This window comes from Blautia hominis (assembly GCA_002270465.1).
Taxonomy (GTDB): Bacteria; Bacillota; Clostridia; order Lachnospirales; family Lachnospiraceae; genus Blautia; species Blautia hominis.
In genome coordinates, this window is sequence record NQOF01000001.1 from 963,255 (window position 1) to 975,900 (window position 12,646).

The window sequence follows — 12,646 nt, forward strand, 5'->3', positions numbered from 1 at the left end:
GGTACCACCTTGATTTATCCGCACCTCACGATGCAGACCTTTGCAAGTACGGGAAATCCAAACCACTCAGTAAATTTCCTTATACTCTGGCGCTGTAATGGGCGCTCCCATCGTAGCCTATACTTCCGTAGTCGGTACGCGGCTCCAAGACCATCTTCCATTCCGCCTGCTGCGCTCCTTCTCACCAACCGAAGCTCTCTTTGCCAGTCTGCAGAACGTACTCTTCTTTTCTCTGCCTTTTTCTTTTTATTTATTATAAGTATAAAACTGTTCTTTTTCCTTGTCAAACGGTTTTTCCGAAAATTTTATAATTTGTAAAAAATCCGGATATTTTGCCAAATTACCGCTGCTTTTACCCAGCTCTGTCCAAGTCCTGTCCTTTACACTGCCCCCAAAACGTGATATAGTCACCAGAAGGTAACCAAAAATTTATAAATACAAATGAGGAATCAAATATGAAGAAATTTTTCATACTGCTGCTGAAGCCCTTTTCCTTTCTCCCGGCCCTTCTGGTCATGTACATGATCTTTTCTTTTTCCGGCCAGACGGGAACGGAATCCGGCAATCTCAGTTATAAAGTCAGCCACAAGGTCATCGTAACTGCCGATAAGATACTCAATAAAAATATGAGCGAAGAACAGATTTCCTACTACACAGACAAGATCCACACCCCCGTCAGGAAACTGGCACACATGACCGAATACTTTGTGCTGGCTGTCTGCGTCTCCTTCCCTCTTTATGTGTACGGACTGCGCGGAATTTTACTGATTCTTTTTGCCGGACTCATAAGTGTGGGATTTGCCTGCACGGATGAGTTTCATCAGTCCTTTGTAGCCGGAAGAGGCCCTTCCAAAAGGGATGTGATGATAGACAGCATCGGTGCATTCGCAGGTATTTTCCTTGTGCAGTTCGTCTGCTGGAATGCTCTTCGCCGAAACAGAAAGAAAAACAGGCGCTGCCGCTGACAAAGAAATGCTTCTGCTCTTTTAGCAGAGGCATTTCTGCGGTTTACATCTGTTTTTTGATCACTGCCTGTCTTCATGGAGATTCAGAGAGACATCTCCGCAGGGAAGGACCTCCTCCTCCCCCTGTTCGTTTTTGATCAGAAGCCTGCCGTCCGGCAAAATCTTTTCCGCCTCCACACTTCTCACCTGCGTCCCGTATGCCACCCGGACTCGTCTGCCGGGCACAATATTTCTGGAAATGTATTCCCCCGGAATCCCCTCCTTTTCTGCCTCCTCAAGCAGATAATTGATGATTCCTGCAGTCAGCAGGTTCCTGTCTACATACGCATCCCCTTCCAGTACAGCCCCAGCGGTACCGGATAATTCCTTCGGAAAACCGCCGGCCGGCATACGAAGATTCAGACCAATCCCCACGATCACCAGCTCAATGTCCCCGGTCTCAAAATCCGTGACAGCCTCCGTGAGGATCCCGCAGACTTTCCGTTCTCCCAGATACAGATCATTGACCCATTTGATTCCCAGGGACACACCGCAGACCTGCTCCACGGCCCGGCAGACAGCAACAGCTGCCGCTGCCGTAAGTGTCAGACTCTCCTGGGCGGTTCTCTTTGGCCGCATCAGTACACTTAAATAAAGGCCGCTGCCCGCAGGCGAGTAAAAGCTGCGGCCACGCCTGCCCTTCCCCTCTGTCTGGGCCTCTGCTGCCACAAAAGAACCGTGGGGAAGGTTTTCCTCAATCCCTCTTTTTTTCAGATACTGGTTGGTGGAGGAAATCTCCTTTTCCACCTGCATAAACACATCCGGGTGTTCCAGATGCATTTTCACTGCTTCCACAGACAGAATATCATTATCCGTCTCAAGGGCATATCCCCTGTTATTCACGGCGGTGATCCTGTATCCTTCCTCACGGAGGCTCTTCATGGCCTTCCACACCGCTGTTCTGGAGTATCCAAGCCTTAACGCCAGTTCCTCCCCGGACAGATATTCTCCCCTGTGACTTTCAAGCAGCTTCAGAAGCTCTGATTTTGTTGACATATTCCTGCCTCCTATCCACTGATCATTGACTCTATCCTGCATATTCACGAAAAGCCAGGCTCCCGCCGGGAATCTGGCTTTTCTCTTGTGAATCCTTATCTCTCCTCACGGAAATAATTCACACCGCAGGACTGCGGCTGGGAATTCTCCTTGGAAGAACGGATGGATGTGACGATCAGCACAAGTATGGTCATAAAGAACGGCACCATATCAAAAATGGAGTCCGGTATCTTGATGACTGATTTTGGCACATAGTATTTCAATACACTGAATGCCCCGAACACCAGCGCTGCAAAGACAGCCTTGTTCGGATTCCAGGTAGCAAAGATAACAAGCGCCACGGCGATCCACCCGAGACCGTTTACACAGTTGCTGATCCATACGCCGTTACAGATGATCATGGAACAGTACGCACCGCCAATACCGCAGATCCCTCCGCCCAGCATCAGATTGATATATTTCAGTCTTGTTACCGGAAGGCCTGCCGCATCTGCAGCCGCGGGATTTTCACCCACCGCACGGATATTCAGGCCGGCTTTTGTCCTGTGCAGATAAATACCGCACAGTATGGCAGCCGCAATTCCAAGATAGACAAATATATTATAGTTAAAAAACAATTTTCCCAGCACCGGGATATCAGACAGCACCGGAATCTCCACCTTACCAAGGCTGTCCAGAATGCCTGCGGGCAGTTTCAGGGAGGTTGCCCCTGTCTTTTCCCTGACAAAATCACCGAAGAAGTTACTCAGTCCAATACCGAAAATAGTCAGGGTCAGACCCGTAACGTTCTGGTCTGCCATAAACGTTACCGTGAGCACTGCATAGATAAGGGCTCCCAGCATACCGGCCGCAAATGCGGCGATCAGGGCCAGAAGCAGATTATCCGTCTTATACCCCATCATAAATCCCGCGCATGCACCGATGGACATCATACCTTCCACACCCAGATTCAGATGGCCTGATTTTTCGTTGATGATCTCACCCAAGATCCCGAATAAAAGCGGAGTACCGGCAAGGACCGCCGCCACAAAAAAGTTAGTAAAAAAATCCATTACGCCTTACCTCCCTTCTTACGGGTAACAAACCGGTATCTGACAAAGAATTCGCATCCAAGTACAAAAAACAGGATGATCCCCTGCAGCACGTCAGCAGAGTAGGCGGACAGTCCATAGGAGGACTGCATGACCGTACTCCCCTTTTCCAGCACACTGAATAAGAAAGATACCACCAAGATCCCCACCGGGTTAAGCTGTGCCAGCCATGCCACAATAATAGCCGTGAATCCCACGCCGCCCGCCACAGATGTGGTGAGTGTCAGATCAGAACCGCTGGCCTGCACCATACCCGCAATACCGCAGATGGCACCTGAGAAAGCCATGGTGCGCAGTACGATCTTCTTATAATTCATACCCGCGTACTGGGCTGTAGCACGGCTCTCGCCTACCACACTGATCTCATATCCCTGTTTTGTATATTTCAGATAGATGTACACAATCACTACCAGCACAAGCCCAATCAGCCATCCCACATGCACGCCGAACAGTTTATCAAGCTGCGCATTCTCCCCAAACCGTGCAATCTTGGGAAAACCTGAGGAATTGGGGTCCTGCCACGGGCCGTCTCTTAAAAAGGAGATGAGATACAGCGCGATATAGTTCAGCATCAGTGTAAAAAGTGTCTCATTGGTGCCAAATTTTGCTTTAAAGAATGCAGGAATGATACCCCAAAGGGCACCGCCCAGCATACCCGCTAAAAACATGCAGATCATGAGAAGCCAGTGCGGGAAATCCCAGCAGAACAGAGCAAAAAAAGTGGCAAACACCGCCCCCATGATGATCTGTCCCTCAGCTCCTATATTCCAGAAACGCATCTTAAACGCCAGGGTAAGCCCCAGCGCCGGTATGAGCAGCGGCACCATCACCTTAATGGTGGCCTGGAATGCCATGCTGCTTCGGAATGCGCCTGACACAATGGTTGCATATACAGAAAACGGATTATACCCGATACAGAGGATAAAGAGGCCGCCGGCTACAATGGCAAGCAGTACAGAAGCCAGACGCAGCAGCCGTACCTGCTTTGCGGGTCGCTCTTTTCTCTTCTCCACACGAATCAGAGGCTCTTTCTTCCTTGTCTCATCCATCAGCCTTCACCCCTTCCCTTTTTGATCCTGTCATCATAAGTCCCAGTTCTTCTTTTGTGACTGACGCGGCATCCACGATACCCGTCACCTCTCCATGGCAGAGCACCATGATCCTGTCTGAAATCTCCAGCAGCACATCCAGGTCCTCGCCGATGAACATAACGGCTACCCCCTTCTTCTTCTGCTCATTCAGCAAATCATAAATCGTGTAGGAAGAATTAATATCCAGGCCTCTCACCGGATAGGCTGTGATCAAAACTGACGGCTCTGATTCAATCTCCCTTCCCAGCAGAACCTTCTGTACATTACCGCCGGAGAGCAGCCGCACAGGGGTCTCCACATTGGGCGTCATGATCTCCAGGCGCTCCACCAGTTCCTCCGCCAGCTTTTTGGCGGGCTTTCTGTCCACAAAGATTCCCTTCGCCTTGTCATAGGACTTCAGAAGCATGTTGTCCACCATGCCCATGGAGGCTACAAGCCCCATGCCCAGCCTGTCCTCCGGGACAAAGCCAAGACTGATGCCCAGATTGTTGATCTGCTTAGGTGTCTTTCCTATAATATTCTCTTTGTTGTGCAGGATCGCTCCCGTCTCCACAGGCAGAAGACCCGCAATGGCTTCGCACAGCTCTTTCTGCCCGCTGCCAGCAATGCCTGCCACACCCAGGATCTCTCCTGCTTTTATTTCAAAAGACAAATCTTTCAGCGCAGTGGTCCCATCTGATTTTTTTACGGAAAGATCCACCACTTTTAACCTTGTGTGTACATTTTCACACTTAGGGCGGTCTATCTCCAGAACCACCGGGCGGCCAACCATCAGTTCAGTAAGCTGCTTTTCGTTGGTTTCTGCTGTATTTACCGTATCAATACTTCTGCCTTTTCTCAGAATAGTCACCCGGTCACTGATCTCCATAACCTCATTCAGTTTGTGGGTGATGATGATAATGGCGCTTCCCTGCTCTTTCATTCTTCTCAGGATAGCAAAGAGCTTCTGTGTTTCCTGGGGCGTGAGCACCGCTGTGGGTTCATCCAGGATCAATATGTCGGCATTTCTGTACAGTACCTTTAAAATTTCCACGGTCTGTTTCTCGCTGACAGACATATTGTATATTTTCTTCTCCGGGTCGACCTCAAGGCCAAACTTCTGGGTCAGCTCCAGGATTTTCTCCTTCAGCTCCTTTGGCTTGATCCTCTTTCCCTCTGCACCGATCACCACATTGTCCATGGCAGAAAACACATCCACCAGTTTAAAATGCTGATGGATCATGCCGATCCCCAGCTTTTTTGCATCCATAGGGGAATTGATCACTACTTCCCTGCCATTTACTTGGATACTTCCCTCATCCGGGTGGTAAATGCCTGAAATCATATTCATCAATGTGGTCTTTCCGGAACCGTTCTCACCCAGAAGTGCAAGGATCTCTCCTCTTCTGACATCCAGGTCAATATGGTCATTCGCCACAACACTGCCAAATGTCTTTGTGATACCTCTCAGCTCAATGGCATTCTCTACCTTGTCTAAAGCCAACTGTGTCACCTCTCGTTTCTTTCTGTTTTGGTAACGCATACTCCATCCGTTACAATTTTAGACACAAACATACAGAATAATTGTATCATAAGAAAAGAGGGAATACAAAATGATTTTTTACATTTTATATTCCCTCTTTGTTTTTTTCTCTAAACAAGAACTATTGATGGTAATTATACAACCAGCTCAGTAAATGCCGGGCCCGGCTGATCCGTTATCCTTAGTCAACAACTACATTCTTGTAATACCAGTTGATGCCTCCGGTGATGGTTGCATCATCCAGTGTACCGCCTTCTGTTCCTACTACTTTGCCGTCGTTTGTCTCCAGGACACCGTCAAATACATTGAAGCCTTCTTCCATGATCTTTCTTCTGGCCTCTTCCACTTTTTCTTTGGTTCCCGGTGCGCACAGTTCCTCATTGATCGGTGTGATATCTACAAGACCGTCATCCATGCCGCCGAAATAGATTTCCGGTGTCCATGTTCCGTCAATCACTTTCTGTACGGCCTGTGTATAATATACACCCCAGTTCCAGATAACAGAGGTAAGTGTTGCTGCCGGAGCATCCTTGCTCATATCTGAGTTATAACCAACGCCCCATACGCCTGCTGATTCTGCCTCTGTCTGGGGATTCGGTGTATCACAGTGCTGTCCGATCACATCACAGCCTGCTGCGATCAAAGCTTTTGCCGCATTGGTCTCCTCTGTGGGGGAGAACCAGCTGTTCGTAACTTTTACGTGGATTTCCGCATCCGGGTTTACTTCCGCAACACCGATGGCAAAAGCATCAATACCGCCGGTAACCTCAGAGTTCTCAGAACCCATAGCTGCAACATAACCAATCTTGTTGCTCTCTGTCTTCATACCGGCAACAATACCGGATAAATATCTGGCCTGATAAATTCTTCCGAAATAGTTGTTGAAGTTTGTGTCATTGGACTTATATCCTGTGCCGTGAGAGAAGATCACATCCGGGAATTCCTGGGCAAGCTGTTCACAGGTATCCATGTAGTTAAAGCTGGTGGCAAAAATGATCTGGCATCCATCCTCTATACATTCTCTGATAGCCTGTTCCGTCTTTGTAGGATCTGTATCCGGAATATTGTTCTTGCGGATGATCTGGCTGTCTTCCAGTCCCAGTTCTTTCTGCATTTCCACAATACCCTGGTCGTGTGTATATGTGTATCCGGAACCCTCTGCCGGGTCAGAAATATGGATAACACCAACCTTCAGGTCTTCTTTGGCAACAGGTGCAAACTTGCCGGTGCCTTCCGTCTTGCTTTCATCTGCTTTGTCATCCTGCTTGTCCGCATCGTCCGCATTGTCCGTATTGGTATCTTCTGTCTTAGTTTCTTCTTTTTTGGTTTCTTCCTTCTTGTCTTCCGCTCCCTGCTGCTGTCCGCAGCCTGCCAGCATTGCGCCGACCATTGTCAGAGACAATACGATACCTAAAATTTTCTTTTTCATGCTCATCCTCCTTTTGATAACCCTTGTACTTCTTTTATGAATACAAATTAACTATAACATTATCTTTTTTGTTTTTCAACCGGCATGTTGGAGATAATTTCAAAATAATCACCTTATTTTTCCAGATATTGATAAATATTTTGAAAAACTGTCAATTTGTTTTTCTCGTTCAAAATTTCATGGCGCATCCCGGGATAAAGCTTTCCTGTCACATGGCGATACCCCACCTGTTTCATATACTGAAGCTCCTTGACAAATTTTCTTCCGTTTCCGATACAGGGGTCGTCCTGGCCTCCCAGAAACAAAATAGGCAGCTCCGGGTTCTGCAGTCTCCAGCCTTCTTTACTATATGTCTCTTTGAGCAGCATCAAAAGCCCTTCAAACCCATCCGCCGTAAAAGTAAAACCGCACAGAGGGGACTGCTCATACGCCTTCACCACTTCCTCATCTGAACAGATCCAGGCAAAGCGGCTCTTCTCCCCTGCAAAACGGCTGGCAAAGGAACCGAAGGACATGGTCTCCAGCAGTTTACTGTGGTAACGGCCTCCCTTTTTCTGTTTCTGCATCCTGGCAATGAGAAGCCCCAGATCCACCGCCGGATTCTGGCAGGGCGGCCCGGTAAGGATCAGTTTTTCCACTTCATTGTCAAAATATTTCAGGTAATTCCTGGCTACCAGGGTACCCATGCTGTGCCCCAGCAGATACACCGGCAGATCCTGGAATATTTCCTTGATCCACAAAGTGATCTGATGCAGGTCTTCCACCATGGCTTTATTCTTTCCGCCGTAGAGATATCCCAGTTCTTCCTGATTATGTACACTTTTCCCATGCCCCCGGTGGTCATGGATCACACAGAGGTATCCCCTCTCTGCCAGATATTCCATAAACGGCAGATACCTCTCCTTATTCTCGCTCATACCGTGGGAAATCTGTACCACGCCCTTACTTCCCTCTTTGGGCACTACCCACAAGACAGACAGACCCAGTCCGTCGTATTCTGATTTCAGTACCGCTGTGCCGTGTACCATGCAAAAACCCCCTTTTCCAGGCAGCGGGTCCCGCCTGCCGCCAATGTTCAATCCTCCAAAACCCAAAAGGCTGCCGCACGGTAACTGCGGCAGCCTCCTTACATATGCTTAGCCTTCTACAACTTCCAGTACGTCCATCGGACATGCTTTCGCACAGATACCGCAAGCGATACATTTGCTGCTTGTAGGTGAATCCTCTGCTTTTACCATTACATGGAAAGGACATGCCTCAACACATTTGCCGCATCCGGTACATTTTTTCTTGCTGATCATGTAAACACCCTTTGCATTCTGTGTGATCGCGCCCTCCGGACAGGCTTCTGCGCATTTTCCGCACTGTACGCAGACCATTGGTTTTGCATCGCCCTTTTTGTCAATGATCTGGATACAGGATTTGTCCGGGTCAAACTCCTTATAAAAGCTTGTTGAACAGGCTCTTACACACTCCAGACATGCCATACACTTTGCGCCTTTGGTCACTTTCAGTTTCTTCATCTTGAATTCCTCCGCTTTTTTCCTGAAATTTTTGTATGTATTTAGAAACATACACAAGCATATGCTTATGTGATAATTTTAACATTATATATTATGTTTCACAAGTGGATTTTACAAAAAAGGACATTTCCACCCACGTAGAAACGCCCTTTTTGTCATATTTTGTCAGAGGGGTTTCCCCTCCTAAAATTTGTTTCGGTTATTTTGCTGCCTCATTGTAGATCAGCGCCATCATTTCAAAATCTTCGTCTGTGTTGTTCTCCATGCTGTGGCTCTGTCCCGGTTCAATGACACATACATCCCCGGAATGCACCTCTGTGCGGCTGCCGTCATTGTCCACGAAAACCCCGGTTCCTTTCAGCACAAAATAAGGCTCTGTATTGCCCACATGCTGATGCATGCCGATGGAGCTGTGAGGCTTTAACACTACTTTGGCATATAACTTTCCATGTCCGTAAAGCTCTTCCTCCTTCAGGATGTGATGGAACTCCACGGTTCCCTCTCCGCCCCGCACATTCTGCTGTGCCACTACATTTGTCTTTCTGACCACGATGTCAATCCCCTTTCTTCTGTCGTATCCTATCCTCCCGGTAAAATGGGTATGGATCTTCTGTTTATAAAAATGATCTGACGATAAAGAACACTGCCGGAACCAGAAATGCCGGCAGCATATTCATGGTTCTGAAATTCTTGATCCCCAAAATGCTGAGGCCTGAACTGAAGATCAGGATACCTCCGATGATAGAGATCTCTGCCATGATCGCCGGGCTCATAACCCCTGAAAGCAGCAGCGCCAGGCAGTAGAAAAATCCCTGCCAGAAAAATAAAACGATAGCAGCCAGCGCAATTCCAAATCCAAACGTGGATGCCAGTACGGAAGATGTCACAAAATCCAGCATGGCATTGGTAAACAGGTAAGTATTGTCCCCTTTCAAAGCGCTCTCCATGGGACCCAGAATAGACAGCGTGCCCACGCAGAACAGCAGTATCGCTGTGGACAACCCCTGAGCCAGGTTCCCATTGGAAAAGCCGGTGACAAACTTTTTAAACCTGTCCTCCAGATGTATCTTCTCTCCAAGAAGCCCGCCGAGAGCAAGACTCACAATAAACAGGACCGGGTATTCACTCTGGGGCATATACTTGACTATGGCATTGATCCCAAGCGCAGTGGCTGCCAGCCCCATAGCCTGCATCATGATCTCCTGATGTTCTTCCCTGATTCCCTTTTTCAGTCTGCTGCCGATAAAACTTCCAGTCAAAATAGTTGCGCAGTTTACCAGTGTTCCTATCATCTCTTGTATCCGCCTTTACAGTTTCAGATATTGTTCCACATTCACGATAAATACGGTGGCCCCGCCCACATCAATGGTGACCGGCGGCGCGGAATATCCCAGTACCGGGCCTTTTGTTCCAGCCGAGTAGGTTGGGTTGATGAGCATCTCTTTTCTCCTGGAACACTCCTCCTTGATGACCTGGAGCACCATTTCCACTTTGTCGTCCTCAGTACCTATCATCAGCGTGGCATTTCCTTTTCTCAAAAATCCGCCTGTGCTGGCAAGTTTTGTCACACTGATGCGTTCCTTATTCAGACGTTCTACCACGAATCCTTCATCTTCTTTGTGCACGATTGCAAATATCATTTTCATAATGAAGCACCTCCTAATGCAGTGCTGCTCTTTACCCGCCGCCCGACCTCTTATGAAATCCCAGGCGCCTGAGGCGTCTGACCAGCTTTTCGTCTATTATAGCATAAATTGAGCATAATGGTAAATTATTTTGTATAATTCTTCTTGCAATCAGTCCCTTTCACAAAACATTCAAATTCCATTCACAATTCTTTTAATATTTCACCACAGTTTCATCACATTTGTGGTTTAGTATTAGATACATAGAAAGGCAATCACCTTTATATAAAAATTTTCTTTTTCATACGCCGGGCTTTCAAAAAGCCCGGCCCTCCTTTTTTATCCCTTCTTTTCCGTAAAAGCCGTCCCCAAACGCTCTCTCAATACCAAAAATGGTCTTCATCTAATTATCTGCTTTTACTTTATTTTCAAACTGTTTGGCACTGCTGCAAAGTCTTTTTACATTCTCCCAATTATCACATACTTGTTCTACAAACTGCCTGTAAATACGCAGCCCCTTTTTATGCCCCGGTATCCGAACTCCATGGTAAGCCTTTCCTTTTGAAATTATCGCCCCCCACGGATCTTCGATCATCTCAACATCCGTCAGATCATCATAGGCAGCCGCCACCCATGCATCTGTACTATCGCAAGGTATTACAATACATATCCCCTCTTCATAATTCAGCCATGAATATATTAATTGGGTTAAATGCTCTATGTACCCCTGAACGCTTTCTTCATGTGTTCCGCAAGGCAGTTTCACCGGACAATCATTTTTCTTAATATCCTCACAAACCAGCGGATTGATTTTACCTTTCCGTTTACACACCGTCTGCTCGCATAAACAATGGACTTCTTTTTCTTTTCTTGAAACATCACCATCCATCTGGACAATGATCATATCTAATTTGGGTGTAATATCTTTCATAAAACTTTCCAATATCCCAGAATGATCGGTACACCATTTCCAGACGCCTTTCCAGCCATTCCCATATTCTCCGGTCAGATTATCTTCTGGCTGTAATGCCAAATAATGATTATCTTCTCCAGTAATCAGATCTACGATTCCTTTCAATAATATATAATCCGTTGGCCCTTCACAGACAATTCCTATATTCCTCATATCAGCTCCGGTACACCTCCAAGCCTTCCATTAATCCAAAGCCTGGACAAAGGTTGTCCCTCCTTGATGAGTTCATCTGACACTTGAATTCTATTAATCTGGGCATAACCATTTTTATCTCTGTCAACAGCAAATAGACGAATATCATCCTTTCTTAAATCAAGTCCGTCCAGTACAAGTGGATTATGTGTAGTCAGGAATACATGCTTATTATTTTTTATAACCTCTTCGCAGAATACCTGCGTGATTTTTTTAGCCAGCCGTGGATTTAATGCATGATCAAAGCTGTCTATGGCAAATATGGACGGAGCCTGCGGATGCATGGCAAGGCAGAGCATGAAGAGCAAATATAAAGCCCCCTCACTGGCATCGTAACCAGTAAATTTAGCAGTGTTCTTCATAAAGCGGTCACTGAATTCTATAATTTGTCTTGTCGTTGGAATATTGGAGTTAATGCTTGTCTTTTTCGGTATATCAATAGTAATACCAGATGCCCAGTCTATCATCTCTAACACATCATCCATATAAATAGAGCCGAAACGAATATCTCCATCCTGTACCTTAATGATATCTTGAAGAGCTTCTGCCAGCCTGCCCCCATTTAATCCTATCGGTGTCATCTGATTTGGATCAGGAACCGTCCCACGCAATGTCAATGTATTCGGCTGAAAAATACCATAATTAGAAAAAAACTTTGCAATTTCTCTGCCCTTTATCAACTCCGGATTTTCATCTATCAAGAAAAAACCAATATAATTGTTTGCTTGGTTTTGAGAAGCGTTACTTCTCCCCCATTTTTTTTCACCATTTTGTAAAAAGGCTTCTGAATGGTACTTCCAATAATCAGTATCCGTTGGGGTTGTCAAATGTACATCATACCTGAATGTATCAGCCCGCTCCTCATCTTCCCATTCCAGCGATAAATCAATGGTCGGCTTTGCTCTCAATCCTCTAAAACTCGACTTATATAGGGAAGATGCACTTAATCTCACGCCTTTTCTCTGCAAGCTGCTGGCATCCACACGATCGGTCATGGCTGCACTCAATAAACCGATAGCTTCAAGAATTGTTGATTTTCCGGAACCATTTGCGCCTACGAATACATTCACTTTTCCCGGTTCAAAGGAAGTATTGTATAGTGATTTGAAATTTCCAAAACTAATCTCTTTTATGTTCATCTTATCGCCCCTTTCTGCGAAAATTATATCATATGTCATAAATTAAATATAGCCATTTTCC

The 12,646-nt window shown here is 46.5% G+C and carries 13 protein-coding genes; 1 reads left to right on the plus strand and 12 read right to left on the minus strand.

Annotated features, from left to right (window positions below):
• Positions 1 to 455: 455 nt before the first annotated feature.
• On the plus strand, positions 456 to 965 hold the full coding sequence (locus CI595_RS04390; protein ID WP_095172074.1) for a VanZ family protein: 510 nt from the start codon (positions 456 to 458) through the stop codon (positions 963 to 965).
• Positions 966 to 1,025: 60 nt separating this feature from the next.
• On the opposite strand, the gene CI595_RS04395 is transcribed toward CI595_RS04390, so the two are convergent.
• The 12 genes from CI595_RS04395 to CI595_RS04450 all read right to left on the minus strand — a co-directional run bounded on the left by CI595_RS04395 (position 1,026) and on the right by CI595_RS04450 (position 12,585).
• Positions 1,026 to 2,000, minus strand: a complete 975-nt coding sequence (locus tag CI595_RS04395) for a biotin--[acetyl-CoA-carboxylase] ligase (protein WP_095172075.1) — start codon at positions 1,998 to 2,000, stop codon at positions 1,026 to 1,028.
• Positions 2,001 to 2,095: 95 nt separating this feature from the next.
• Positions 2,096 to 3,052: an ABC transporter permease gene (locus CI595_RS04400; RefSeq protein ID WP_095172076.1), complete on the minus strand. Its 957-nt coding sequence runs from the start codon at positions 3,050 to 3,052 to the stop codon at positions 2,096 to 2,098.
• Entirely contained in the window at positions 3,052 to 4,140 is a 1,089-nt protein-coding gene (locus tag CI595_RS04405; protein WP_095172077.1) for an ABC transporter permease, read from the minus strand. The genes CI595_RS04400 and CI595_RS04405 overlap by 1 nt, the downstream gene beginning before the upstream one ends.
• On the minus strand, positions 4,133 to 5,704 hold the full coding sequence (locus CI595_RS04410) for an ABC transporter ATP-binding protein (protein ID WP_095172078.1): 1,572 nt from the start codon (positions 5,702 to 5,704) through the stop codon (positions 4,133 to 4,135). Before CI595_RS04410 ends, CI595_RS04405 begins: the two co-directional genes overlap by 8 nt.
• Before the next feature lie 181 nt (positions 5,705 to 5,885).
• Complete coding sequence (locus CI595_RS04415) at positions 5,886 to 7,133, minus strand: BMP family ABC transporter substrate-binding protein (RefSeq protein ID WP_095172079.1); 1,248 nt, start codon at positions 7,131 to 7,133, stop codon at positions 5,886 to 5,888.
• 113 nt (positions 7,134 to 7,246) lie between these two features.
• Entirely contained in the window at positions 7,247 to 8,161 is a 915-nt protein-coding gene (locus tag CI595_RS04420; protein WP_095172385.1) for an alpha/beta fold hydrolase, read from the minus strand.
• Between the two features lie 108 nt (positions 8,162 to 8,269).
• Positions 8,270 to 8,656, minus strand: a complete 387-nt coding sequence (locus tag CI595_RS04425) for a 4Fe-4S binding protein (protein WP_026255561.1) — start codon at positions 8,654 to 8,656, stop codon at positions 8,270 to 8,272.
• A gap of 199 nt (positions 8,657 to 8,855) precedes the next feature.
• Positions 8,856 to 9,206 carry a cupin domain-containing protein gene (locus CI595_RS04430; RefSeq protein WP_065543076.1) on the minus strand — a complete coding sequence of 117 codons (351 nt, stop codon included), beginning with the start codon at positions 9,204 to 9,206 and terminating at the stop codon, positions 8,856 to 8,858.
• Positions 9,207 to 9,270: 64 nt separating this feature from the next.
• Positions 9,271 to 9,948: a DUF554 domain-containing protein gene (locus tag CI595_RS04435; protein WP_095172080.1), complete on the minus strand. Its 678-nt coding sequence runs from the start codon at positions 9,946 to 9,948 to the stop codon at positions 9,271 to 9,273.
• A gap of 15 nt (positions 9,949 to 9,963) precedes the next feature.
• On the minus strand, positions 9,964 to 10,302 hold the full coding sequence (locus tag CI595_RS04440; protein ID WP_018596100.1) for a cyclic-di-AMP receptor: 339 nt from the start codon (positions 10,300 to 10,302) through the stop codon (positions 9,964 to 9,966).
• Positions 10,303 to 10,684: 382 nt separating this feature from the next.
• Positions 10,685 to 11,407, minus strand: coding sequence for a hypothetical protein (locus CI595_RS04445; protein WP_095172081.1), 723 nt, complete (start codon positions 11,405 to 11,407; stop codon positions 10,685 to 10,687).
• Positions 11,404 to 12,585, minus strand: coding sequence for an AAA family ATPase (locus CI595_RS04450; protein ID WP_095172082.1), 1,182 nt, complete (start codon positions 12,583 to 12,585; stop codon positions 11,404 to 11,406). Before CI595_RS04450 ends, CI595_RS04445 begins: the two co-directional genes overlap by 4 nt.
• Positions 12,586 to 12,646 lie beyond the last annotated feature (61 nt).

Coding starts and splice junctions, on each gene's coding strand:
- CI595_RS04405 (WP_095172077.1), bottom strand. CDS start 4,140: ATGGATGAGACAAGGAAGAAAGAGCCTCTGATTCGTGTGGAGAAGAGA.
- CI595_RS04425 (WP_026255561.1), bottom strand. CDS start 8,656: ATGAAGAAACTGAAAGTGACCAAAGGCGCAAAGTGTATGGCATGTCTG.
- CI595_RS04415 (WP_095172079.1), bottom strand. CDS start 7,133: ATGAAAAAGAAAATTTTAGGTATCGTATTGTCTCTGACAATGGTCGGC.
- CI595_RS04440 (WP_018596100.1), bottom strand. CDS start 10,302: ATGAAAATGATATTTGCAATCGTGCACAAAGAAGATGAAGGATTCGTG.
- CI595_RS04400 (WP_095172076.1), bottom strand. CDS start 3,052: ATGGATTTTTTTACTAACTTTTTTGTGGCGGCGGTCCTTGCCGGTACT.
- CI595_RS04395 (WP_095172075.1), bottom strand. CDS start 2,000: ATGTCAACAAAATCAGAGCTTCTGAAGCTGCTTGAAAGTCACAGGGGA.
- CI595_RS04410 (WP_095172078.1), bottom strand. CDS start 5,704: ATGCGTTACCAAAACAGAAAGAAACGAGAGGTGACACAGTTGGCTTTA.
- CI595_RS04445 (WP_095172081.1), bottom strand. CDS start 11,407: ATGAGGAATATAGGAATTGTCTGTGAAGGGCCAACGGATTATATATTA.
- CI595_RS04450 (WP_095172082.1), bottom strand. CDS start 12,585: ATGAACATAAAAGAGATTAGTTTTGGAAATTTCAAATCACTATACAAT.
- CI595_RS04435 (WP_095172080.1), bottom strand. CDS start 9,948: ATGATAGGAACACTGGTAAACTGCGCAACTATTTTGACTGGAAGTTTT.
- CI595_RS04420 (WP_095172385.1), bottom strand. CDS start 8,161: ATGGTACACGGCACAGCGGTACTGAAATCAGAATACGACGGACTGGGT.
- CI595_RS04390 (WP_095172074.1), top strand. CDS start 456: ATGAAGAAATTTTTCATACTGCTGCTGAAGCCCTTTTCCTTTCTCCCG.